Genomic DNA, 26317 nt, shown 5'->3' with positions numbered 1-26317 from the left:
GTGGTGGGGCCCCCATTCTTGTTTCAAGACCTGACCGTCGCTCGCCATCCGGCTTGCGCCGCAATCCACGCATCGAGGCTATACAACCCATGAACCACTCGCATCGCGCCCGACTCTCCAAGCTGTCGCTCGGCCTGATCGTCGCCCTTGCAGCCGCTCCCGCGTTCGCGCAGAGCACCTCCGCCGGTGTCGGCGGCCAGGTGACCGGCGCTGGCGGCGCCCCGGTGACCGGCGCAGACGTGACCATCGTGCACACCGAGTCCGGCACCGTCAGCCGCGCCACGACCGATGCGAGCGGCCGCTACAACGCCCGCGGCCTGCGCGTCGGCGGCCCGTACACGATCACCGTGACCAAGCCGGGCGAGGGAACGCGGACCGAAGACAACGTCTATCTGACGCTGAACCAGATCAGCACCGTCAATGCCGCGCTCACCGGCGACATGACCACGCTGGCCACGGTGACCGCGACGGCAGTCGGCGGCTCCGAGGTGTTCAGCACGACCAAGATGGGTTCGGGTACCGCGGTCAACCAGCGCACGATCGAATCGCTGCCGTCGATGGGCGGCAACATCCAGGACTACATGCGCCTCGACCCGCGCGTGGCCTTCACCGATCGCGCCTCGGGCAGCATCAGCGCCGGCGGCCAGAATCCGCGCTTCAACAAGATCACCATCGACGGCGTGTCGGCCAGCGACACCTTCGGTCTGGAAGGCAACAACATGCCGACCCAGCGCCAGCCGGTTTCGATGGAAGCCATCGAAGCGCTCGACATCGACCTGTCCAGCTATGACGTGACCATCGCCGGCGCCGCCGGTGCCAACATCAACGCCGTGACCAAGTCGGGTACCAACGAAGTTCACGGCTCGGTCTACGGCTACATGCGTGACGGCGACTGGTTCGGTTCGCACCCGCTGACCCGCGCCCCGTTCTCCGAGTACGACAAGGAAGAGACCTACGGCTTCACCGTCGGCGGCCCGATCATCAAGGATCGCCTGTTCTTCTTCGCGAACTACGAGAAGTTCGAGCGTTCCAAGCCGGGTCCGGACCTGAGCAGCACGCCGCTGTTCAACTCGACGGCCGACTTCAACGCCGCCGACCTGCAGCGCGTCGTCGATCTTGCCCGCAACAATCTCGGTTTCGATCCGGGCTGGTACGAGGGTGCGACCGGCAATACCGATCTCGAGGAATACGCGGTCAAGATCGACTGGAACATCAACGACAACCACCGCGCCAACATCCGCTACAGCAAGCTCGAGCAGAACCGCCTGCGCGCGGATGGCAACAGCGCGTCCGCGCTGGTGCTGAGCTCGTCCTGGTTCAACCACGCCAAGACCGTCGAGAGCTACGTCGGTCAGGTCTTCAGCGACTGGTCGGACAACTTCTCCACCGAGTTCAAGGTCTCCTACCGCGACTATTCGGCCATCCGCCAGACCCCGACCAACGCGCCGCTGGTCACCGTCTACTTCGACGACGGCATCGCCGGCAACCAGATCACCTCGGGCGACTACATCCGCTTCGGCACCGAGCGCAGCTCGATGGGCAACGTGCTGACGACCGAGACCTGGAACTACTTCGGTTCGGCCACCTGGACCGTCGGCGACCACGACATCAAGTTCGGCTTCGAATACGCCGACAACGACATCTACAACCAGTTCCTGCAGGACGCGTGGGGCAACTACAGCTTCTACGTGCCCGGCACTGGCGCTGCGAAGGACTTCGGCAACATTGAGCGTCGCCAGTACTTCGATTACGACCTCAACACGAACGTTGCCAACCCGAACGCGATCCCGGCGATCTTCAGCAACAAGAACCTGGGCTTCTTCGTCCAGGACACCTGGTATGCCACCCCGAACCTGACGCTGACGCTCGGCGTGCGCGGCGATCGCCCGAGCACCGGCAACGATCCGCAGTTCAACGCGTGCTTCGCGGCGGCCCCGGGTGCGGCCAACGTCGCCCAGTGCGGCGCCGGCCACACCGGCGGCTTCGGTCTGGACAACAGCTTCACCTTCAACAACAAGTTCATCATCCAGCCGCGCTTCGGCTTCAACTACACCTTCGACACCGACCTGCAGACGCAGCTGCGCGGTGGCGTGGGCATGTTCCAGGGTGATGCGCCGACCGTCTGGGTGAGCAACGCCTACCAGAGCACCGGCCTGAACTACACCTCGTACCAGAACCTGACCGATTGGCAGGGCGTGCCCTACAGTGCGGACGGCTTCAACCAGAACGTGCCCAACACCCCGGGCGCCGCGGTGCGCAACGTCAACGTCATCGACAAGGACTTCGAACTCCCGTCGGTGTGGAAGGCGAACATCGCGTTCGACAAGGAGACGCCGTGGTGGGGCGTCGTCGCGTCGGCGGAACTGCTGGTCACCGAGACCCGTAACGGCCTGTTCTACAACAGCCTCAACATCGGTCCCGGCTTCGAGGGCTACGACGGCCGTCGCCTGTTCTGGAATCCGAGCGTCTACAACTTCAGCAACACCAACAACGGTCGTTTCGGTCGCAACGCCTACTTCGGTGACGTCTTCCTGCTGCGCAACACCGACAAGGGCCGCAGCCGCCAGATGACCCTGTCGCTGGCCAAGCCGTGGACGCCGGACAGCGACTGGTCCTGGAGCGTGGGCTACACCTACACCGACACCAAGGAAGTGGGCGCGCTGACCAGCTCGACCGCCGGCTCGGGCTTCGGCAGCCAGTACAACTTCACCACCAACGAAGAAGCGCTGCACCGCGCGCGTTACGAGATCCGTGACCGGTTCTCGGGTGCGATCAACTGGGAGCACGCGTTCTTTGGTGACTACAAGACCCAGGTCGGCCTGTTCTACGAAGGCCGCAGCGGCCGTCCGTACAGCTACATCTTCGCCGGCGACGCCAACGGCGACGGCCGTACCTTCAACGACCTGTTCTACGTGCCCTCGGGCCCGGGCGACGTGCTGTTCGGTACCGTCAACAACGCGGGCGTGTTCACCGCCAACCCGGCGATGGAGCGCGCGTTCTTCGACTGGCTCGCCACGCAGGAAGATCTGTCGAAGTTCAAGGGCACCTACGCGCCGGAGAACGAGTTCCGCGCCGGTTGGGTCAACACCTTCGACGTGCGTATCAGCCAGGAACTGCCGGGCTTCATGAAGGGTCACAAGTCGAAGGTCTGGATCGACATCCAGAACGTCGGCAACCTGATCAACAACGACTGGGGCCACGTCCTCGACTGGGGCTTCAACGCCAACCAGGCGGCCGCCACGCTGGTCGGTATCGACCGTGCGACCGGCAAGTACGTCTACGGCTACCGCAGCGGCACCTCGTTCGGTCAGCCGGGCAACCTCGCCGTCCCGACCGACGCCGACAGCAACACCAACGGCATCTCGCAGTGGTCGGTGCAGGTGGGTCTGCGTTACGACTTCTGATCGTGATCTGATGTCGTGAAATCGAAAACGGCCGAGGAAACCCGGCCGTTTTCTTATGTGTGGGGTCCTGCGCTACAGTGCCGCACCCCTAAGAGAAGCGAAGCACGAATGAGCAACGAGATTGGGGCGGCGACGGCGCTGCCCACGGTGAATGCCTACGTCTACCCCCGCGGCGGCCTGGACGTCTTGTCCCGCGACGAGGTGGCCCGTCTGAAGGATGCTTCAACCGGCGGCATGCACGACCTGCTGCGCCGCTGTGCGCTCGCAGTGCTGACCAGCGGCAGCGCGTCCGACGATCCGCGCGCTGCGCAGGAGCTGTATCCCGATTTCGACATCCAGGTGCTGCAGCAGGATCGCGGCATCCGCATCGAGCTGGCGAACGCACCGGCAATGGCCTTCGTCGACGGCCAAATCATCCGCGGTGTCGCGGAGCTGCTGTTCGCAGTCGTGCGCGACCTCGCCTACACCGCGATCGAGCTGGGCCCCGAATACGCCACCGACCTGGAATCCTCGGCCGGCATCACGAACGCCGTCTTCGGCCTGCTGCGCAATGCGCGCCTGCTGCAGCCGGGCGATCCGAACATGGTGGTCTGCTGGGGCGGCCACTCGATCAACCGCGTCGAATACGACTACACCAAGCTCGTCGGCTACGAGCTGGGCCTGCGCGGCATGGACATCTGCACCGGCTGCGGCCCGGGTGCGATGAAGGGGCCGATGAAAGGCGCCAACGTGGCCCATGCCAAGCAGCGCCAGTACCCGGCGCGCTACATCGGCATCACCGAGCCGGGCATCATCGCCGCCGAATCGCCGAACCCGATCGTCAACCAGCTGGTGATCATGCCGGACATCGAGAAACGTCTCGAATCGTTCGTGCGTCTCGGTCACGGCATCATCGTGTTCCCCGGCGGCGTCGGCACGGCGGAAGAGATCCTCTATCTGCTGGGTTTGCTGCTGCAGGAGGAGAACCGCGACATCCCGTTCCCCTTCATCCTGACCGGCCCGACCGCGTCGGCGCCGTACTTCGAGCAGATCGACCAGTTCATCCGCCTGACGCTCGGCGACGAGGCCGCCTCGCGCTACGAGATCATCGTCGCCGATCCCGAACAGGTCGCCCGCCGCATGTCGGCCGGCATCCGCAAGGTCAAGGAGTACCGGGTCGGCCACAAGGATTCGTTCTACTTCAACTGGTCGCTGTCGATCCCGCTGGACCTGCAGCAGCCCTTCGTGCCGACCCACGAAGCCATGGCCGCCCTCGACCTGCACCACGGCCGCCGCCCCCACGAACTCGCCGCCGACCTGCGCCGCGCGTTCTCCGGCATCGTCGCCGGCAACGTCAAGGAAGACGGCCTGCGCCGCGTCGAGGAATTCGGCCCGTTCCGGATCAACGGCGACCGCGACATCATGCAGTCGCTCGACGCCCTGCTGCGCGCGTTCGTGGAACAACGACGGATGAAGATCGCCGGGGAGTACATGCCCTGCTACGAGGTCGTCGCCTGAATTTCGCCGACGGTGCACCGCCTCTGTCGGAAACGCGTGTCGAATCAACCATGTACCCCTTCGAGGTGAAATAGTCGCGGGTCGCTGACCGCTTGTCAGATTGCCGGAGCCGCCCGTCTCTTTCGGGTTGCGTCCTGCTTTGGCGTACCTAGACTTGCTAAGCGCCAAAGTGGCTGACGCTTCAGGGGAATGGCATGCGACACACGCGTGCAAACGGTTTTTCGATGGTCGAGTTGATGGTTGTAATCGCGATCGTCGCGGTTCTTCTGACCATCGGACTGCCTGGATTTCAGGACACGCTGCAGCGCAACCGCGTGGCGACGATGACCAATGAGGTGATCGGTGCGCTGTCTCTCGCCCGCAGCGAGGCGATTCGTACGACGCGGGGCGGGGGAATGTGTGCCAGCAGCGATGGCGCGACTTGTGGAGGTACTTGGGATCAGGGCTGGGTGGTGTGGGCTAACCAGGGTGAGGTGAACACCACACTGGATGCCGGAGATTTGCTGATCCGGCGAGTCGATCCGCATCCCAATATGACGATCAGCGTCAGCGCAACCGCTGGCGGAGCTGCCGCTTCGAGAGTGGCGTTTGATGCACGCGGACGTGTGACCACGCCTTCTTCGATCACCCTCTCTCCTGCCTCCTGTCCGCGAGGGCGGGCCTTGGTGCGCACGATGCGCATCAATGCTTCTGGACAGGTGACAACTGCTCCAGGGAACTGTCCATGAACTCTAGACGACAGGACATGATCGCCGTGCGATCCGCGCTTCATTCGACAGGTTTCTCGTTGATAGAGGTCCTGATCGCGCTCGTTGTGCTTGCGGTGGGGCTGCTGGGCCTCGGGCTGCTGCAGACGATGAACTTGAAGTACACCCAGAGCGCCAATCAGCGCACGGTCGCTACGACGCTCGCGGGTGAATTGCTGGACACCATCCGAACCAATCGCTCGCTGGCATCTGCGTATGCGATGACTGCTTCGGACTTCACATCCACCCCAGAGAGAGGTACAGGCTGCGGTTCGATAACCAATCTGACAGCGGCTGCGAATGCTGAAAGATGGCGCTGTGAGCTGAGGGAGAAACTTGGTGATAGTGCGTCCGCCGTCGTTGATACGGGCGGATTGCCCAGGATCGTAGTAACCGTCAGTTGGGACGATTTGCCTGGAAACAATTCGAGCCCGGATCGGGCCTCGGTAGAACTGGTGACGACGCTATGAATAGGAGCGGTGTTCGCGGCGTCTCTTTGATCGAGCTGATGGTTGCGCTCGCAATCGGCATGCTGCTCATCATGGGGCTGGTGCAGGTCTTCGGCGCCTCGAGAACTGCGTACCAGCTTTCGAGTGGTCTCAGCCGTGTGCAGGAAAACGGGAGATTCGCACTGGATATTCTGCAGCGTGACATCCGAATGGCCGGACACATGGGATGCGTGAACGACCAAGCCCGGTTTTTGCCGGCGAACATTACCGCATCACGTCCCGCTTTAATCTCCACATTCCTGACGGCTGACCAGCAATTCGGGACAGCGGCTGCGCCTACTTCCGATTATTCTGCGGCTCCATTTCCGTTGCGTTTCAATCGTTCCATTCAAGGCTACAATGCGGCAGGCACGGCGTCCGGCGACACACTGACGCTGCCGTCGGCACCTGTCGTCGCCACCTCCAATACATGGCAGCCGCAGATTGAATCCGGATTGTTTTCGACTCTGACATCAGGTGCGGCTGCAGGACGGCTCGTGGAAGGCAGCGATGTTCTGGTGTTGCGCTACTTCGCGCCCACTGGTGCTCAGGTTTCGTCGTTCGTGCCTGGAAATCCTTCGACAATTACAGTTCCTGTCGGCCAAGTCGCACTGTTGCAGGACGGTGGAGATGGGCGATTGTTCGGCATCGCAGATTGCATGCAGGCAGGCGTGTTCGCGGCCAACGTCGCACCGTCTACCGGCACCCTGTCGGTCGCGACGACTGCGCTCAACAAAACAACATTCGATACTACGCCCCAGTTCACCATCGGGCAGGCCATGGTTTACCGCGCGGAAAGCGTCGCGTACTACGTGGGATTGAACGCCGCAGGGAATCCGGCGCTCTATCGCTTGCGCTACAACGCGAATGCAGCTTTGAACGCCGTGGTCAGCAATGCACCTGAGGAGCTCGTCGAAGGCATCGAATCCATGCAGTTCCAGTTTGGGCAGGACAGTCAGACCAATCCCGCGGCGCGTCCAACAGGAAACATCGGGCAGTCGGTGCTGCCAGCCGCGCTGCAGCCTTCCGGTAATCTCGATCATGCGTGGCGCACCGTCGGTCTGGTGCAGGTAGGGCTGTTGGCGCGAAGCCCGGAATCCGCGGCCGCCGAGCAGCGGATAACCTCGGACAACGTCACGCGATTGTCGGCATTGGGTGTCGTCATGGCCCCGGCAAATGATCGTCGCTATCGCACTGTCTACGAGGATTCCATCGCTCTGCGTAATCGGCTGTTCGGAAACTGAACATGCACAAGTACATGCCTATGTCTTCACACGGAAATTTTCGACGCGCTCAGTCTGGTGCGGTGCTTTATGTGGCACTTGTGATCCTGATTCTGATGGCGCTGCTGGGGATTGTGGCTCTGCAGGTCGCCAGCCTGCAGGAGAGGATGTCCGCAAACTACACCGCCACAAACGTCGCTTTCCAGCTAGCCGAGTCGAAGGCACGACTCATGGAGATACAGCTCAAGAGCGACGTCTTGGCGGGCGTTACGCCGGCGACGAATCTTTCTCCCAATGATTGCTCGCCGTCTGCGACGCCTGGAACTTGGACTCAGAGTGCGCAGCACGTGCGACGTCTTGATCTTTGCTTCGCGTGGGGCGCGCTTGACGTGCCCGCAGACGAAGCGGAGCGCACAGATCAGATCTACCAAATCACTGCGTATTCCAAAGACCGCCCTGTCCTGCCGACATCCGAGTCGACGGTGGACACGGTGTTCATTCCCTGATCGAGGCGGGACAGCCAGATGAAGTCAGACACGCTCCTTCGATATGGGACAGCCGGCCTGCTGCTGTTGGGCGTCGGCCTATTCAGCCTTTCGCTCAGGTCCGATCCGGCGTTTTTCGCCGGGGCGCCGCCGCCGATCGCGCAGTCGCCGCTCTACATGCGCGATGCGGTGCCGCCCCTGAACATGCTGGTGATGGGCAAGGATCACAAGATCTATTACGAGGCCTACAACGATGCATCGGACCTCGACGGCGATGGAGTCATCGATGTCGGATACAAGGGGTGGGAACGCAAGCAGCCCGCGCCGACTGAGGATGGCATTTCGCGGTTCAAAATCGACTATTACGGTTACTTCAACTCCTACGCCTGTTACACGTGGCAGTCGACCCGTTTCGTTGCCGTCGCCGCGGCGGCCGACAAAACCTGCAACGGGCAGCAGTGGAGTGGCGATTTCCTCAACTATCTTTCCACCTCCCGCATGGACGCGCTGCGCCGCGTGCTGTACGGCGGTTTCCGTCAGGTAGACGATAACGAAACCGTCTTGCAGGGCGCGTTCTTTCCGCAGGATGCGCACAGCTGGGGCAAGGAATACCAGAGCCTCGAGCGTGACGGCTACAACATCGCGAACTACGCGCCGTTGAGTGCGCCGCCGGCCGGTCGATATCATCTGTTCGCCGTCACGACCCTGACCGATAGCGCCTCGCCATTTCCGGCGTACCAGGCGCCGATGCTGCGTGTACTGAAGAACTCGCCATTCCGTGTCTGGAACTGGTTGTCGATCGAGGGTCCTGTCGCGGGCAACCGGTGTTTCACCGAGAGCAATCAGCGCGTCGACTGTGTCGGCGCCGGTGGCAGCACGGCGGGTCATCCCGGGCATCCCGCGAATCGCAGCCAGTTCGACGCCATGGAAACGTCTCGCGCGGTGCCCGCGAATCTTCTGGGCAGCGGCAGCGTCAATCAGATCGACTGCAACGGCAACAACTGCAATCCGTATGGCAGTCAGGACAACTTCCTGACCATTTTCACGGGTGTCCTGCGAACGGTCGGCGGTGGCGGAATGGCAGCCGCTTACCAGTTCAAGGTCGATGGTGACGACGCGATCGATTTCGCTCTCTACAGCCCGAACGGCAATCTGGTGCCGGGAAGCCAGATCGGTTGTTACAACGGCCGCGGGTTCGGCGCTGCATGTGCGGGCACGCAGATCAGCCCGAACATCATTCTGTCCTCGAATACGGAATACACGTTCAAGTTCCGGCACGAGGAAGCGAACGGTAGCGAGGGCTACCAGTTGCAGGTGCGCGACTGCACGCTGCTGATCGTCTGTGGCGCGTGGCGCACGATCAGCACCAGCAATGTCAGCAATATGCGCCTTCAGGATGTCACGAGAACGGTCTACAACCTGGCGCAATCCGTCGGCGGGGCCACCCGCGACGACTACTACGTTCGTGTTCTGGCGTGTCCGCCCGACCGCCCCCAGCTTCAGGATACGAGCTGCAAGGTGTATCCCGATGGCAGTGTCAAGCCGACGGGCATCCTGCATGACTACGGCGAGTCGAACAAGATGTACTTCGGGCTGATCACCGGCTCGCAACGAAACAATCTTGAAGGCGGTCTTTTACGCCGGAACATTTCCAGCTTTGCTGATGAGGTCGATCCTCGCTCTGGTCGCTTCCGGTCTGTGAACGGGCAGCCCGGCATTGCGCGAAGCATCGATCGGTTGCGCATGATCGGCGGTGGATACGACAGCAGTGTCCAGGACAATTCGGGTGGTGATTCGAACTGGAACTGGGCCAACCGGTCATGGATCGGAACCAACATCGGGCAGAACTGTCCCTCGCAAGGCGATCGCGATCTGGCAAACGGCGAATGCCGTATGTGGGGTAATCCGATCGGTGAAATGCTGTTCGAAAGCATGCGTTACTTCGCCGGCGCAAATGAAGGCACCGCGCGATTCACCGCGCGCGGCAATACGAACGGCAATGCCGAGGACGAGTTCCTGGGCTTGCCCGAACCCCAGTGGCGCGATCCTTACTCGACGTCCCAGTCGCGCGGGCTCGGGTATCCGGCGTGCTCACGTCCGTACCAGACCGTCATCAGCGACATCAACCCGAGCTACGACGGCCAGATGCCGGGCAGCGCATTCGGCACCTTCCCGGCAGATGCCGCGGTGCCCGGTTTCAGTGCATCAGCCGAGGGGCAGACGATCTGGAACGCGGAGTACGGCGGTCAGCGCGATGTCTTCATCGGGCAGGTAGGAACCGCTGTAGTTGACGGCGCGCCGACCGCAAAGTCGGTGTCGAGCATGGGGAACATCCGCGGCCTTTCGCCGGAAGAGCCGAGCAAGGGCGGCACTTACTACTCCGCCAGCGTCGCGCGCTTCGGTCGCAACAACTCGCTCAACGCAGCAGCCGATCCGGACGTGCGCTTGAGTACTTACTCGATCGCGCTGGCGTCTCCGCTGCCACGCATCGAGTTCCCGGTCGGCGGTCGGACGGTCACGCTGCTGCCTTTCGCAAAAACCGCGAGCGGCACGTTTGGTGGTGGCGCGCGTAAGCCGACCAACACGATCGTGGATTTCTACGTCGAGACGATCGAGAACTTCCCCGGTACCCCGGTCAACACCACGGTGAACGGCGGGCGGCCCTATGCCGTATTCCGTATCAACTACGAGGACGTCGAGCAGGGCAATGACCACGACATGGACGCGATCGTCCGGTACGAGGTCGCCGCGAACGCCAACAACACGATATCGGTCAATCTGACATCCGAGTACGCCGCAGGCAGCGCGGACCAGAACATGGGGTACGTGCTCTCCGGCACGACGCAGGATGGCATCTATCTGGTGGTGCGTGACTCGGACTCGACGGCCGGCTCGTTCCGGCCGTACGACCTCAACACGCCGCCCGGTGTCGCTCCTGGCGGTTGCCGGGGCGTGTCGACTGGTGCCTGTAACCAGCAGCTGCCGCTTCGTTCCGAACGCACGTTCACACCCTCTTCTTCCGGCGCGAGCGCAATCCAGCTGCGCGATCCGCTCTGGTATGCCGCAAAGTACGGCGCGCCCGATCCGGCCAACTGGGACACCAGCGCACCCGGCACACCGGGTGCGGGCAATCCGGACAATTACTTCCTGGTCACCAACCCGCTGAATCTGCGCAACCAGTTGGCCAAGGCGTTCGACGACATCGCGAGCCGAGGACTCGACGCGGGTAGCCGCACGATTGTCGGCGCGCGCATCGGTGCGGAGTCTTTCACGCTGCAGCCGACTTTCCAGCGCGACCGCAATGGCAAGGATTGGACCGGCAATCTGACTGCAATCGCGTTGCGTGCGGACGGGACGCTTGGCAGCTCGCTGTGGAACGCACGCGCACAATTGCCGGCAGCTGCTTCGCGCAATGTGCGCACGATCACCAACGTGCGTGACGGCACCAGTACGGCAAGTACTGGTGTGACGAAGGCGGAATTCCAGGCAGCGAACCTGGGCACCACGAATGCCGACCAGCTTGGCAAGCTGGGCATCACCGCTGCGCGTCTTTCCAATGGCGACTACGGCAGCGGCGCTTACACGGCAGACGATTTCGTTGCCTACCTGCGTGGTGATCAGAGTCGTGAACTGGGGCGTGGTACAGGCGCTACGCTGCGTGCCCGCAGCTCTGTGATCGGGAGCATCGTCAACTCAGAGCCGGTGGTTGCAGCCCCGCGCTCCGATCTCGGTTATGGAAACGTCTTCCGTCAGACCTCGGACGCGATGTTTGCCGGCTATGCAAGCAATACGGATGGCACCGGGTATCTGGACATAAAGCGGACTCGCCCGGCGGTTGCCTATGTCGGCGCGAATGACGGCATGCTGCATGCGTTCAATGCTGCGACGACGCCGTGCGCGCTCGACCCGACCCAGACCTGTGCGGGTGCGAATGCAGGGCGCGAGGCTTTCGCCTTCATCCCGAACGCCGTACTGGGCAATCTCGGGCAGATTCCCGTGCAGGATGCGCGTTACGAACACCGTTATTTTGTCGATGGGCAGATCAGCATCGGTGACGTCAAGAGCGGCAGCGGTGCAGCGGGTTCGGCGTGGAAAACCGTACTCGTGGGGTCGACCGGCGGCGGTGCGCGCTCGATCTTCGCGCTGGATATCTCGTCGTTCTCCACCGATCCCACGTCTGCGACACGCTTTTCGGACGCGAACGTCCTGTGGGAGCGGAACGACAGTGTCGATGGCGACCTCGGCCACATCTATGGCAAGCCACTGATCGTGCCCCTGGAAAACGGGCAGTGGGGCGTGATCTTCGGCAACGGATATGGTGGGCGTCGCAGTGATCCCTCGCTGTACGTGCTCAACGCTATGACCGGCGCCGTCATCGCCAAGCTCACCGCCGACGACGGGCAGCCGGCACGCCAAGGCGGCCTGCTGAGCGGATTGGTGTGCGGCTTGCGCGACCTGCTCAACCTGGGGACGTGCAACGCGCTCGGGACTTCGCCTTACAACGGTCTGGGCCAGGTGACCGCGATCGACAGGTCGGGCAACGGCAAGGTCGATACGATCTATGGCGGCGATCTGCAGGGCAACCTCTGGAAGTTCGACCTCAGCAGTGGTGACGCATCTGCGTGGAACGTCTCGAACAGCGGGCGTCCGCTGTTCACAGCCGAGTTGCCGAGCGGCGAGCGCCAGCCGATCACCGGCGGCATGCGCATCACTGCGGGGCCGGGCACGGGCGTGATGGTCTACTTCGGCACGGGCCGTTATCTGTTCGGTGGTCCGTCCGGCGACAACAACGTGCCTGCGAATCCGACTGTGCAGTCGCTCTACGCCGTGTTCGACAACGGAACGCGGGTTGCGAACGGACGCAGCGATCTCCAGGTGCAGACCATCACCGGAACGACCGATTCGGGGGGGAATACGACGCGCAGCATCAGCCGGACCCGTGTGATCTATAACGGTACGGGCGCAAAACGCGGCTGGTATCTCGACCTGCAGGTCAACACGGCGCAGGCCGGCCAGCCGGCCAGCTACTCCGCGGTCGGCGAGCGGTTCATCGCGACGCCGCGCATCCAGAGCGGGCGCGTCTTCTTCACGACGTTCACGCCGTCGGAAGACAGTTGTAATCCCGGTGGTGACAACTTCGTGTATGCGCTTGACCTCCTGTCGGGCTCGGGTGCGCTCTCGAATGTGCAAGTCCTGCCGTCGCAGACACCGGCGTGCACGGGTGCCGATTGCGGTGCAATCCGCATCAACCAGGGCGGCGCTCCGGTCACGAGCAACTCGGTGGCCGCGATCAATCCGGTCGTTCCGATCACAACGCCGACGCCGGGATCCTGCACGCCAGGCGTCGACTGCCCCACATTCGAGCAGTGCCAAGTCGTCGTGTATCCGGGCGCGTTCGTCCTTCCCCGTCCTTGCGGACGTCAATCCTGGCGGCAGATCCGATGAAGAATACCCATTCCTCGCCACAACCCATTGGACGGGTGACACCCCCTCCGGCCAGCGGATTCACGCTCATCGAATTGATGATCGTCGTGGCGGTGATTGCGATTCTGGCCGCAATTGCGATGCCGGCTTACCAAGATGCGATTCGCAAGGGTCATCGTGGGCAGGCGAAGGCGGACCTTCTCGATATTGCGCAGAGGGCCGAACGCTTCAGGACGATCAATGGCTCATATCAGGACTTCACATTGAGTTCTTTAGATGAGAAATCTCCAAGGCAAGGTGTGGCTAGGTATGAGATCGGGTTGGTCACAGATTCGACTTCGTTCACGTTGAAAGCGGTGCCCACGGGTGCTCAGACTAAAGACACTCGTTGCAAGACGCTGGTGCTCAACCATGCGGGCACCAAATCTATCGAAGGATCTCCCGCGCCCACTGGTACCGCGGCAGATTGCTGGTAAAGACTCGGCGAGACATCTTCATGTCTAGCGGCATCGAGTGACCGAACACGAGCGCTTGACCATCGTCGCGAACCGTTTAGAATACGGCTCCCCGCCCGAATAGCTCAGCCGGTTAGAGCACTTGACTGTTAATCAGGGGGTCGTTGGTTCGAGTCCAACTTCGGGCGCCAAACATCAGAAGGTCCGCAGAAATGCGGGCCTTTTTTGTTGCGGCTCTCATGTGGGTGTTTCGACCAGCGTGTCCGCAGCAGATCGGGCTCTGCATCATCTGATCGGGCACGGTTGCTGGCGCGCAGGCCGCGCGCTCCGCACGCGCCCGAGATTGTTGACCACCACCTGCCCGCCCAGCGCGTCACCGCGGCAGACGTTGACGGTCATGTTGGTGCCTGCGCTGCGCCCGTCGCGCTGATAGCGGACGAAGGCTCTGGTCGATGCGAGGCGGATGCTCTGCGGCGCGCCGGATGGCGCGTTGGCGACCCGGATGAGGTCGTCGTCCGTGTCGGGCTGACGGTTGCCGTCGGGATCGGTGAAGACGATCCAGCCATGGCTCCAGTCGGCGTCCGAGCGGCAGCCGAGCAGGGCATCGCCGGGGCAGGCGACGACCTGGTTCCGGCGCATGATCGCCGTGCCGCGCGCCATTGCGAGGTCCGCGCTGATCAGGTGCAGAGTGGTCTGGACCCGCTGCCGGGCCAGTGTCTCGGCAAATGCCGAGAGTCCGAACGTGCCGAGCAGCGCGAGGATGACGAGCGTGGTCATCAGCTCGATGAGGGTGAGTCCATGTTGCTGCCGCATGCGGACATCCTTGTCCTGTCGCTGGGCGGGGCCGTCGGCGTGCGGCTGCGAGCGTCCCATCATGTCCGTTCGCTGTGCCCGTCTCAGGTCCTGCACCGGGTACCTGCGATCCTGCAGGTCGTTCAGAGTCCGCCTGTTCCTGCGGCGATGCAGCCGGCCGGTGTCCCGCTTGGCGGTCGGAAACCGCCCACTGCTACGGTGAGCGATGGCATCGCGAGGATGTCCGGGCCCTGACCGCAACTGGCTGGTGGCATCGGGCCTACGTTGTCGCCATCCACTTTCGTCCCCATGTCCCGTGCTTCCCCGGATCGTCCCTCGCCATGAACGAAGTCATCCATCCCGCCGCGTTCCAGCTCGTCTCGCCCTACCAGCCGGCGGGTGATCAGCCGCAGGCGATCGAAAAGCTGGTCGAGGGGTTCGAGGCCGGGCTGGCGCACCAGACGCTGCTCGGTGTCACGGGGTCCGGCAAGACTTACACGATCGCGAACGTGATCCAGCAGGTGCAGAAGCCGACGCTGGTGATGGCGCCGAACAAGACGCTGGCGGCGCAGCTCTACGGCGAGTTCAAGTCGTTCTTTCCGCACAACGCGGTCGAGTACTTCGTCAGCTACTACGACTACTACCAGCCCGAGGCCTACGTGCCGTCGTCGGACACGTACATCGAGAAGGACAGTTCGGTGAACGAGCACATCGAGCAGATGCGGCTGTCGGCGACGAAGGCCTTGCTCGAGCGACGCGATGCGATCGTGGTGTGCTCGGTGTCGGCGATCTACGGCCTCGGCGATCCGAACGAGTATTTCCGGATGGTGCTGCACATGGTGCGCGGCGAGCGCATCGACCAGCGCGAGCTCATCCGGCGCCTGACCGAGATGCAGTACAGCCGCAACGATACCGAGCTGCGGCGCGGTACCTACAGGGTGCGCGGCGAGATCATCGACATCCATCCGGCGGAGTCCGAGATGGACGCCCTGCGCATCGAGCTGTTCGATGGCGAGATCGAGCGCATCACCCAGTTCGACCCGCTGACCGGCGAGACCAAGCGCACGCTTCCTCGCTACACGATCTACCCGAAGTCGCATTACGTCACCACGCGCCGCACGACGCTCGAAGCGGTGGAGGCGATCAAGGCCGAACTGCCGCCACGTCTGGAGCAGTTCTATGCCGAGAACAAGCTGGTCGAGGCGCAGCGGCTGCAGCAGCGCACCCAGTTCGATCTGGAAATGATGGCCGAGGTCGGCTACTGCAACGGCGTGGAGAACTATTCGCGGCACCTGACCGGGCGCATGCCCGGCGAAGCGCCGCCGTGCCTGTTCGATTACCTGCCGCCTGATGCGTTGCTGGTGATCGACGAGTCGCACGTGACCGTTCCGCAGATCGGCGCGATGTACAAGGGCGACCGCTCGCGTAAGGAAACGCTGGTGAACTTCGGCTTCCGCCTGCCGTCGGCGATGGACAACCGGCCGCTGAAGTTCGAAGAGTGGGAAGGGCGCGCGCCGCGCGCGATCTTCGTGTCGGCGACGCCCGGCAAGTACGAGCTGGATAAATCGGAAGGGCAGATCACCGAACTGGTGGTGCGACCGACCGGCCTGATCGATCCGCAGGTCGAGATCCGCCCGGTCGCCAGCCAGGTCGACGATGTGCTCGGCGAGATCCGCGAGCGGGTCGAGATGGGCGACCGCGTGCTGATCACCGTGCTGACCAAGCGCATGGCCGAGAACCTCACCGAATATCTCGGCGAGCACGACATCAAGGTGCGTTACCTGCACTCGGACATCGACACCGTCGAGCGCGTGGAGATCATCCGTGACCTGCGTCTGGGCAAGTTCGACGTGCTGGTGGGCATCAACCTGCTGCGCGAAGGTCTGGACATGCCCGAGGTGTCGCTGGTTGCGATTCTCGATGCGGACAAGGAAGGCTTCCTGCGTTCGGGTGGCTCGCTGATCCAGACCATCGGCCGCGCGGCGCGCAACCTGCGCGGCAAGGCGATCCTCTACGCCGACCGCGTCACCAACTCGATGCAGATGGCGCTCGACGAGACCGACCGTCGCCGGGCCAAGCAGGTCGAGTACAACGCCGAGCACGGCATCACGCCGACGTCGGTGGCGCGTGCGATCGACGACATCATGGAAGGCGCCCGCGCCGAGCCCGAGACGGAGAAGAAGGGGCGTGGCAAGAGCCGCAAGGTCGCCGAGCCGGCCGAGGATTACAGCGCGCTGTCGCCGGAGAAGCTGGCCGCGCGCCTGAAGACGCTGGAGCAGCAGATGTACCAGCACGCGCGCGATCTGGAGTTCGAGGCCGCCGGCCGCATCCGCGACCAGATCCGCCAGATCAAGGACGCCAGCCTGGTCCGATAAAAATTTGCGCGCGGGTATTCGACAATGCGCGAATCCGGTGTATGATTCGCACCCTTCGGGCGGTTAGCTCAGCGGTAGAGCACTACCTTGACATGGTAGGGGTCACAGGTTCGAACCCTGTACCGCCCACCACCTTGAACCCTGGATGCAACGGGTGAGGTGGAACGAAGTTCCGGCGTGGATGGAGATCGTCTCCGCGCCGATGTGACGCAGTGTTGGCCGAGCGCCCCGTCACGCCGGATCCGTTTCGAATCCAGAAGACCGATGCTTCGGTCGCATTCGCGTGTCTGGCGATCCGGCGGACCCATCGCCCGAGGTCCTTCCATTCGCGCCGCAGCGCCTGATCGTCGGCCTTCCATGCACCTGTCTTCATCACGCCGCCGCGGGCGGTCGAGGCGCAGCCTAGCGGCAAGCAGGCCGCCGGCTTGACAGGATCCTCCATGCACCCTGTTTCGAGGATGTCCCGCCGCTGGGCGCGTCTGCGCCGTCGGTTCGGACTGTTGTCGCACCCGGTCACGTCTGCTGACCTCGCATCCGAAGCGCCGATCCGCGCCCAGCTCTTCAGCGCCGAGCAGATGGAACTGCACGGCAAGGCGCTCGCGCTGACGCATCGCATCCATACCGGCCGCGTGCCGGACCGCCTGCTCGCACGACTCAGCGACAACGCCGCGCTGCTCGAAGACGCGCGCACGTTCCTGTCGCTGATGGTGCGCGACGACATCCGGATCACCCCGGCCGGCGAGTGGCTGCTCGACAACTATCACCTGATCGAAGAGCAGGTGCGTCTGGCGCGGCGCCATCTGCCCAAGGGCTACAGCCGCGAGCTGCCGGCGTTGTCGAAAGGCGCATCGGCGGGTCTGCCGCGCGTCTATGACCTCGCGATGGAAGCGGTCGCGCACGGCGACGGCCAGGTGGACGCCGTCACGCTGAGCCGCTTCGTCGCGGCCTACCAGTCGGTGACGCCACTGACGCTCGGCGAGCTGTGGGCGATTCCGATCATGCTGCGCCTCGCGGTGCTGGAGAACCTGCGGCGCATGGCGGCGGGCGTGATCCGCGACGGGCGCGACCATCGTCGCGCGCGCCGATGGGCGGAGCGTCTGAATGCCACGGCTGCCGAATCGCCGAAGGACGTCGTGCTCGTCGTCGCCGACATGGCGCGCAGCCAGCCGCCGGCCACCGGTGCGTTCGTCGCCGAACTGACGCGTGGCCTGCATGGTCGCGGCGCACTGCTGACGATGCCGCTGACGTGGATCGAGCAGTGGCTGACCGACAGCGGCCTGCGCATCGAGGCGCTGGTCCATGCCGAAAGCCAGCAGCAGGCCGCCGACCAGGTGTCGATCGGCAACAGCATCGGCAGCCTGCGCTTCCTCGCGAACATGGACTGGCGCGAATATGTCGAGACCATGAGCCTGGTCGATGCGGCGTTGCGCGAAGACCCGGGCGCGACCTACGGCCTGATGGATTTCGCCACCCGCGATCATTACCGCCATGCGGTCGAGACGCTCGCCAGGCGCTCCGGCGCCAGCGAAGTGCAGGTCGCGCAGACCACGGTGCAACTGGCGCAGGCGCATCCGGTCGACAGCATCGAAGCGCACGTCGGCTACTACCTCGTCGACGACGGCATCGACCGCACGGTCGAAACGCTCGCATCCGCGCACGGCCACCGCAAGGCGCACGTGGCACCGCGCACGGTGCCGTTGCCCGTCTATCTGACGATGATCGCGGTCGTCGTTGCCCTGGCGACGACCGGCCTCGTCGGGCAGTCGGGTGCGCATCTGGTGCCCTGGGCGCCGACGTGGGTGCTGGTCCTGCTGGGCCTGCTGGTGTTCAGCGAACTCGGGATCGCCCTGACCAACTGGCTGGCCACGGTCATCGTGGCGCCGAAGCCGCTGCCGCGACTGGATTTCTCGCTCGGCCTGCCGGCGACCGAGCGCACGCTGGTCGTCGTGCCGTGCATGTTCGGCGACATCGCCACGGTCGATGCGCTGGTCGAAGGGCTGGAGGTGCGATTCCTCGCCAATCGCGATCCGCATCTGCACTTCGCGCTGCTGAGCGACGATCTCGATGCCGATCAGCAGACATTGCCCGGCGATGCGGCGGTGCTGGCGCATGCGTCGGCGCTGATCGCCGGCCTCAACCAGCGCTATCTGGCCGACAGTCCCGCGCCCGGCGGCGACCGGTTCTTCCTGTTCCATCGACCGCGCAGCTGGAATGCGGGCGAGGGGCGCTGGATCGGCGAGGAGCGCAAGCGCGGCAAGCTGGCCGCGTTGAACGGCTTCCTGCGCGGCGCCGGCACGGGTGCATTCCAGCAGATCGTCGGCCGCACGGACGTGCTGGCCAACGTGCGCTACGTGATCACCCTCGACACCGACACGCGACTGCCGCGCGATGCCGCACGGGCCTTCGTCGGCACGCTGGCGCATCCGCTCAATCGCGCGGTGTTCGATCCCAGGCGCAATCGCGTGACCCGCGGCTACGGCATCCTGCAGCCGAGCGTCGGCAGCAGTTTCAGTGGCCGCCGCATCAGCCGCTATGCGCGCATGTACGGCAGCGAGCCGGGCATCGATCCGTACACCCGCACCGTCTCGGACGTGTACCAGGATCTGTTCGGCGAAGGCTCCTTCGTCGGCAAGGGCATCTACGACGTCGACGCGTTCGAGCGCGCGCTGCACGGACGCTTCCCCGACAACCGCATCCTCAGCCACGACCTGCTCGAAGGCTGTCATGCGCGCGCCGGTCTGGTCAGCGACGTGCGTCTGTACGAGGACTATCCAGCGCGCTACGCCGCCGACGTCAAGCGTCGTCATCGCTGGATCCGCGGCGACTGGCAGCTGCTGCCGTGGGTGATGCCCTGGGTGCCGACCGCGCGCGACGGCACCGTGCGCAATCCCCTGTCGTGGCTGTCGCGCGGCAAGCTGCTCGACAACCTGCGGCGCAGTCTGGTGCCCGCCGCGGCCCTTGTACTTCTGGTCTTCGGCTGGGCCACGCTCGCCGCGCCGCTGGCATGGACGTTCTGGCTGCTGACGGTGTTCTTCGCGCCGGTGCTGATTCCGGCCCTGCGCGATCTGCTGTCGAAGCCGGCGGACATGCGCCTGGACACGCATCTGCTGCAGGTCGGCGATGCGACCGGTCGCGGCCTCGTGCGCGCGGCGGTCAACTTCGCGTGTCTGCCGTACGAGGCGATGTTCAGCCTGTCGGCGATCGCGCTGACCCTGTGGCGCACGCTGGTGACGCGCCGACATCTGCTGCAGTGGAATCCGTCGAGCGAGGTCGAGCGTTCGCTCGGCAGCGGCATGGCCGCGGAACTGCGCGGCATGTGGGGCGCACCGGTGCTCTCGCTGCTGATCGCGCTGCTGGTCCTGCGCACGAATCCCGCAGCGCTGTGGGTCGCCGGTCCGCTGCTGGCGCTGTGGGCCGTCTCGCCGCTGCTGATGGCGTGGCTGGGTCGCGCGCCGCCGCAGCGCAGCGCGCAACTGTCGACGCTGCAGCTGGATTTCCTCGGCCGCCTGGCGCGGCGCACCTGGGCATTCTTCGAGGTCAACATCCGCGAAGAAGATCACTGGCTGCCGCCGGACAACATCCAGGAGCATCCGTCGCTGGTGGTCGCACGCCGCACGTCGCCGACCAACATCGGCCTGTCGCTGCTGGCGAATCTGGGTGCCTGGGATTTCGGTTATCTGCAGACTGCCGCCGTGGTCCAGTGCACGCAGCGCGTGTTCGCCACGCTCGATCGCATGGAGCGCCACCGCGGGCACTTCTACAACTGGTACGACACCGAGACGCTGGCACCGTTGCCGCCGCGCTACATCTCCACCGTCGACAGCGGCAATCTCGCCGGGCATCTGCTGACCCTGCGGCAGGGCCTGCTCGGCCTGATCGACGCACCGGTGCTCGCGCCGCAGACCTTTGCGGGTCTGGCGCACACGCTGGGCGTGCTGCGTGGACTGCACGACGTGCAGGACCATCCGGATCGCGCCTGGCAGGTCGCGATCGATGCCTTCGAGTCGCGGCTCGCGGTCGCGCTGGCCACGCCGCCGGACACCGTGCGCGATGCGCTGGCGACGGTAGACGCCCTGGCGGCGCTCGCATTGCCGCTGGCTGCGCTGTCGCCACCGGTCGACACTTACGATCCGCTTGAGGATGCACCGGCGCACTGGTCGGCGCGCCTGATCGAGGCCTGCGAGCATGCGCGGCAGGCGCTGGCAGCCTGTCTGCCGGCACCGACCGCGCCATCCGGCAGCCTGACCGCGGAGGACGGCGTGCCGTCCCTGCGGGCGCTGTGCGCGCCCGGCATCGCAGCGGACGTGCGCGCCCGGGCCTGCGCGCAGGTCCACGAGCTTGAACGTCTGGCGCACGTCGCAGGCCAGTTCTCGCTGATGGAGTACGGGTTCCTCTACGACCGTGCGCGGCATCTGCTGTCGATCGGTTACGACGTCGACAACCGCCGCCTCGATCAGGGCCACTACGATCTGCTCGCCTCCGAAGCCCGTCTGTGCAGCTTCGTCGCGGTCGCGCAGGGCCAGCTGCCGCAGGACACCTGGTTCGCACTCGGCCGCCTGCTGACCGAGGTCGACGGCGACGCGACACTGCTGTCGTGGAGCGGCTCGATGTTCGAGTACCTGATGCCGCAGCTGGTGATGCCCAGCTATCCGGACACGCTGCTCGACCAGACCGCGCGTCACGCGGTGCAGGCGCAGATCGCCTACGGCCGTCAGCACGATGTGCCGTGGGGCATTTCGGAATCCGGCTACAACACCGTCGACACGCGCATGAACTACCAGTACCGCGCGTTCGGCGTGCCGGGGCTCGGGCTCAAGCGTGGACTCGGCGAGGATCTGGTGATCGCGCCCTACGCGACGATGATGGCGCTGATGGTCGCGCCGGAAGCGGCGACGCAGAACCTGCAGCGGCTCGATGCGGCCGGTTTCTCCGGGCGTTTCGGCCTGTTCGAGGCGATCGATTTCACGCCCTCGCGCCTGCCGCGCGGACAGACCCATGCGGTGGTGCGCTCGTTCATGGCGCATCACCAGGGCATGGGGTTCCTCGCGCTCGATCACCTGCTGCGCGAGCAGCCGATGCAGAAGCGCTTCGTCGCCGACGCCGAGTTCCAGGCCACGTTGCTGCTGCTGCAGGAACGTGTGCCGCGTACCGGCGTGTTCCGGCCGCACGAGGTCGAATCGGTCGGCGTGCGCACCAGCAGCGCCGGCGATGAGACCCAGTTGCGCGTATTCCGCACGCCCGACACCACGCGGCCTGCCGTGCAGATGCTGTCGAACGGGCGCATGCATGCGCTGCTCACCAGTGCCGGCGGCGGCTATCTGCGCCAGCACGACATGGCCGTGGTCCGCTGGCGCGAGGACGGCACGCGCGATCACTGGGGCAGCTTCTGCTATCTGCAGGATGTCGAGAACGGCGACGTGTGGTCGGCCGCGCACCAGCCGACCTGCGTGCCGGTCGAGCATTACGAGGCGATCTTCTCCGACGCCAAGGCCGAGTTCCGCGGTCGCCGGCGCGGCATCGAGACGCATCTGGAAATCGCGATCTCGGCCGAGGACGACATCGAGCTGCGGCGTCTGCGCCTGAGCAACCGCTCGCGCCGCCCGCGCACGATCGAGATCACGACCTATGCCGAAGTGGTGCTGGCGCCGGCCATCGCCGACGAGCTGCACCCGGCCTTCAGCAACCTGTTCGTGCAGACCGAGATCGTGCGCGACAAGCAGGCGCTGCTGTGCACGCGGCGCCCGCGTGCGCACGACGAAATCCCGCCGTGGATGTTCCATCTCGTCGCCGCGCACAATGCGGACATCGAGGCGATTTCCTACGAGACCGACCGCGCGCGCTTCGTCGGCCGCGGCCGCACGCCACGCGATCCGCTGGCGATGCGCCGGAACGGGCCGCTGTCCGATACCGCGGGCTCGGTGCTCGACCCGGTGGTCGCGATCCGCGTGCGGATCACCCTGGCGCCGGAGCAGACCGCGGTTCTCGATCTCGTCACCGGCGCCGGCGGCGATCGTGATGCATGCGCGTCGCTGCTCGACAAGTATCGCGACCGGCGTCTCGCCGATCGTGTGTTCGATCTGGCCTGGACCCACAGCCAGGTCGTGCGCCGCCAGATCAATGCCACCCAGGGCGACGCGCAGCTGTACGAGCGCATCGCCGGGCTGCTGACGTTCTCGCATGCCTTCCTGCGCGCCGACAGCGCCGTGCTGCTGCAGAACCGTCGCGGACAATCGGGGCTGTGGGGCCATTCGATCTCGGGCGATCTGCCGATCGTGCTGGTGCAGATCGCCGCCGCGGAAAACATCGAGCTTGTGCGGCAGATGGTGCAGGCGCACGCGTACTGGCGCCTCAAGGGCCTGCAGGTCGATCTGGTGATCTGGAACGAGGACCAGGTCGGCTACCGGCAGGAACTGCAGGAACAGATTCTCGGCCTCGTCTCGGCGGGCCCCGAGGGCAATGTGCTCGACCGTCCCGGCGGCATTTTCGTGCGGCCGGCGCAGCAGATCTCGCAGGAAGACCGCATCCTGATCCAGTCGGTGGCGCGGGTGATCGTGGGCGACCAGTACGGCACGCTGGCCGCGCAGGTCGCGCGTCACGTGACGCCAGCGCGCAGTACGCCGTTGCTGGTCGCGAGCACGCCGCCCGTGGACGAGGGCGAGGGCGGTCCCGTCGCGCCGGTTGCCGGGTTCCATGGCCTGCCGCCGTCCCGCGACGCCGACGCGCACGACGAGGACCCGTGGCCGTTCGAAGCGGTTGCCGACGCGGTGCTGTTCGACAACGGCCTCGGCGCATTCGCCGCCGACGGCCGCGAGTACGTGATCGTGCTCGACGACGACGCGACCACGCCCGCGCCGTGGTCGAACGTCATGGCGAACGCCAAGCTCGGCAGCGTGGTCAGCGAGAGCGGGCCGGGCTACACCTGGTTCGAGAACGCGCACGAGTTCCGCCTGACGCCGTGGCACAACGATCCGGTATCCGACACCGGCGGCGAGGCGTTCTACCTGCGCGACGAGGAGAGCGGTCATGTGTGGTCGCCGATGCCGCTGCCGATGCGCGGCCGCGGTGCGTATCGCACGCGCCACGGTTTCGGCTACAGCGTCTACGAGCATGTCGAGGACGGCATCGCCAGCGAGCTGTGGATCTACGTCGGCCTGCGCGATGCGGTGAAGTTCTCGGTGCTGAAGCTGCGCAACCTGTCCGGACGTGCGCGCCGGCTGTCGGCAACCGGCTACGTGGAGTGGGTGCTCGGCGATATCCGGGTGAAATCGCAGATGCACGTGGTCACCGAGCAGGATGCCGCGACCGGCATGCTGACCGCCCGCAATCCCTACAACACCGAGTTCGGCGGACGGGTCGCGTTCTTCGATGTCGATGGCGACCGCCGCACGTTCACCGCCGACCGCGGCGAATTCCTCGGCCGCAACGGCAGCCTGCGTGATCCCGATGCGCTGCGTCGCGAGCGCCTGTCGGGCCGTCTCGGCGCGGGGCTGGACCCGTGCACCGCGATCCAGGTGCTGGTGGATCTCGCGCCCGAGCAGGCGACCGAAACCGTGTTCCGGCTCGGCATCGGCGACGACATGCACGCCGCGCTGCAACTGGCGGCTTCGCTGCGCGGCTCGATGCCGGCGCACGATGCGCTCGACGGCGTGCGTCTGCACTGGCTGCAGACGCTCGGCGCGGTGCGGGTGGAAACCCCCGAGCCGGCGACCGATTTGCTGGTCAACGGCTGGCTGCTGTACCAGACGCTGGCCTGCCGCTACGTCGCGCGCAGCGGTTACTACCAGTCCGGCGGCGCGTTCGGGTTCCGCGACCAGTTGCAGGACACGATGGCGACCGTGTATGCGATGCCGGCGCTGACCCGCGCGCATCTGCTGCTCAGCGCCGAGCACCAGTTCCCGCAGGGCGACGTGCTGCACTGGTGGCATCCGCCGGCCGATCGCGGCGTGCGCACGCGCTGCTCCGACGACTACCTGTGGCTGCCGCTCGCGGCCTGCCGCTATCTGGAAGTCACCGGCGACGCCAGCGTGCTCGACGAGCGCGTCGGTTTCATCGAGGGCCGCCTGGTCAATGCCGACGAGGAGTCGTACTACGATCTGCCGGTGACGTCGGGTCGCGTGCAGTCGTTCTACGACCACTGCGTGCTCGCGCTGGAGCGCGGCATGGCGCTGGTCGGCGAACGCGGCCTGCCGCTGATCGGCACTGGCGACTGGAACGACGGCATGAACCGGGTGGGCGAGGGCGGCCGCGGCGAAAGCGTGTGGCTGGGCTTCTTCCTCTACGACGTGCTGCAGCGCTTCATTCCGGTGGCGACGGGGCGCGGCGATGCCACGTTCGCGGCGACGTGCGTCGCGGCGGGGGAGCGCCTGCGGGCCAATCTCGAAGCCGAAGCCTGGGACGGCGGCTGGTACCGGCGCGCCTGGTTCGACGACGGCACGCCGATCGGCTCGCAGTCCAGCGACGAGTGCCGGATCGACTCGATCTCGCAGAGTTGGTCCGTGCTGTCGGGCGCTGCCGAACCGGCACGCGCGCGTCAGGCGATGACCGCGCTCGACACGCATCTGGTCAAGCGCGAGGCCGGCCTGATCCAGCTGCTCGATCCGCCGTTCGACAAGACCGCGCACGATCCGGGCTACATCCGCGGCTACGTGCCCGGTGTGCGCGAGAACGGCGGCCAGTACACGCACGCAGCGGTGTGGACGGCGATGGCGTTCGCCGCGCTCGACGATCGCGAGCGCGCCTGGGAACTGGCGCGCATGATCAATCCGGTGCACCACGCCGAAGACGCCGCCGGCACGGCGGTCTACAAGGTCGAGCCTTACGTCATGGCGGCCGATGTCTACGGCGTCGCGCCGCATGTCGGGCGTGGCGGCTGGACCTGGTACACCGGTTCGGCGGGCTGGATGTATCGGCTGCTCAGTGAATCGCTGCTGGGTCTGCAGCGTCGCGGTGACACGTTGCGGATCGAGCCGTGCGTTCCCGACGACTGGCCCGGCTACCGGATGCAGTTGCGCCACGGCGCGGCGGTGTATCGCATCGAAGTCACGCGCACGGATGCGTCGCCGAAGCTCACGCTCGACGGTCAGGCGCAGGCCGATCTGCAGATCGCGCTACACACCGACGATGCGGTGCACGAGGTCGTGCTGCACTGGCCGCGTCGACCCGCCGGCGGAGCGGACTGATGGGACTGCGCATCGAACTCGAGAGCGCACTCGATGCCCTGGCCGGCATGATCCCGGTCTGGCGCGAGAAGCTGCGCGAGCCGGACGCGTTCTGGAAGCAGTTCGACGCACTGTCGGCGAAGATCCTCGTGCGGGCTCGCGACGACGGCGAACGCGCCGCGGTGCAGGCGCGTCTGCAGGCGATGCTCGCCAACGCGGGCTGCGTACGACCCGGCGGTCGTTGAACGAAATAGGGGCGGCTTTCGGGCC

12 protein-coding genes and 2 tRNA genes are annotated in these 26317 nt (G+C 65.2%); 13 read left to right on the top strand and 1 reads right to left on the bottom strand.

What is annotated here, in order from left to right:
* Positions 1-89: 89 nt before the first annotated feature.
* The 9 genes from AC3A5T_RS13700 (at position 90) to AC3A5T_RS13660 (ending at position 13913) form a co-directional block, all read left to right on the top strand.
* A complete protein-coding gene (locus AC3A5T_RS13700) occupies positions 90-3404 on the top strand; it encodes a TonB-dependent receptor (protein ID WP_487629045.1) in 3315 nt (1104 codons plus the stop codon).
* A gap of 108 nt (positions 3405-3512) precedes the next feature.
* Complete coding sequence (ppnN, locus tag AC3A5T_RS13695) at positions 3513-4901, top strand: nucleotide 5'-monophosphate nucleosidase PpnN (RefSeq protein ID WP_487629044.1); 1389 nt, start codon at positions 3513-3515, stop codon at positions 4899-4901.
* A 194-nt stretch (positions 4902-5095) separates the two neighbouring features.
* The gene (locus AC3A5T_RS13690; RefSeq protein WP_487629043.1) at positions 5096-5629 is read left to right on the top strand and encodes a GspH/FimT family pseudopilin; all 534 of its coding nucleotides are present in this window, start codon (positions 5096-5098) and stop codon (positions 5627-5629) included.
* 17 nt (positions 5630-5646) lie between these two features.
* Entirely contained in the window at positions 5647-6117 is a 471-nt protein-coding gene (gene pilV, locus AC3A5T_RS13685) for a type IV pilus modification protein PilV (RefSeq protein ID WP_487629042.1), read from the top strand.
* A gap of 26 nt (positions 6118-6143) precedes the next feature.
* Positions 6144-7379, top strand: coding sequence for a PilW family protein (locus AC3A5T_RS13680; protein WP_487629041.1), 1236 nt, complete (start codon positions 6144-6146; stop codon positions 7377-7379).
* A 2-nt stretch (positions 7380-7381) separates the two neighbouring features.
* Positions 7382-7864 (top strand): pilus assembly PilX family protein, encoded by a 483-nt coding sequence (locus AC3A5T_RS13675; RefSeq protein ID WP_487629040.1) that lies wholly within the window; start codon positions 7382-7384, stop codon positions 7862-7864.
* 18 nt (positions 7865-7882) lie between these two features.
* Positions 7883-13288 carry a pilus assembly protein gene (locus tag AC3A5T_RS13670; RefSeq protein WP_487629039.1) on the top strand — a complete coding sequence of 1802 codons (5406 nt, stop codon included), beginning with the start codon at positions 7883-7885 and terminating at the stop codon, positions 13286-13288.
* The gene (locus AC3A5T_RS13665; RefSeq protein ID WP_487629038.1) at positions 13285-13743 is read left to right on the top strand and encodes a type IV pilin protein; all 459 of its coding nucleotides are present in this window, start codon (positions 13285-13287) and stop codon (positions 13741-13743) included. The genes AC3A5T_RS13670 and AC3A5T_RS13665 overlap by 4 nt, the downstream gene beginning before the upstream one ends.
* 93 nt (positions 13744-13836) lie before the next feature.
* Positions 13837-13913 (top strand) — tRNA-Asn (locus AC3A5T_RS13660).
* A gap of 94 nt (positions 13914-14007) precedes the next feature.
* Here the strand turns inward: AC3A5T_RS13660 and AC3A5T_RS13655 are convergent.
* On the bottom strand, positions 14008-14535 hold the full coding sequence (locus AC3A5T_RS13655) for a GspH/FimT family pseudopilin (protein ID WP_487629037.1): 528 nt from the start codon (positions 14533-14535) through the stop codon (positions 14008-14010).
* 320 nt (positions 14536-14855) lie between these two features.
* Between AC3A5T_RS13655 and uvrB the strand changes: the two genes are divergently transcribed.
* The 4 genes from uvrB (at position 14856) to AC3A5T_RS13635 (ending at position 26292) form a co-directional block, all read left to right on the top strand.
* A complete protein-coding gene (gene uvrB, locus AC3A5T_RS13650; protein ID WP_487629036.1) occupies positions 14856-16889 on the top strand; it encodes an excinuclease ABC subunit UvrB in 2034 nt (677 codons plus the stop codon).
* 57 nt (positions 16890-16946) lie between these two features.
* Positions 16947-17021 (top strand) — tRNA-Val (locus AC3A5T_RS13645).
* 326 nt (positions 17022-17347) lie between these two features.
* Positions 17348-26068, top strand: a complete 8721-nt coding sequence (locus AC3A5T_RS13640) for a glycoside hydrolase family 94 protein (protein WP_487629035.1) — start codon at positions 17348-17350, stop codon at positions 26066-26068.
* Positions 26068-26292 (top strand): hypothetical protein, encoded by a 225-nt coding sequence (locus tag AC3A5T_RS13635; RefSeq protein WP_487629034.1) that lies wholly within the window; start codon positions 26068-26070, stop codon positions 26290-26292. The genes AC3A5T_RS13640 and AC3A5T_RS13635 overlap by 1 nt, the downstream gene beginning before the upstream one ends.
* The last annotated feature ends 25 nt before the right edge of the window (positions 26293-26317 follow it).

This window comes from Luteimonas sp. Soil_C_16, from assembly GCF_057657295.1.
Note: the sequence above shows the minus strand (reverse complement) of the source record. Positions and strands in the feature narration are given on the sequence as shown.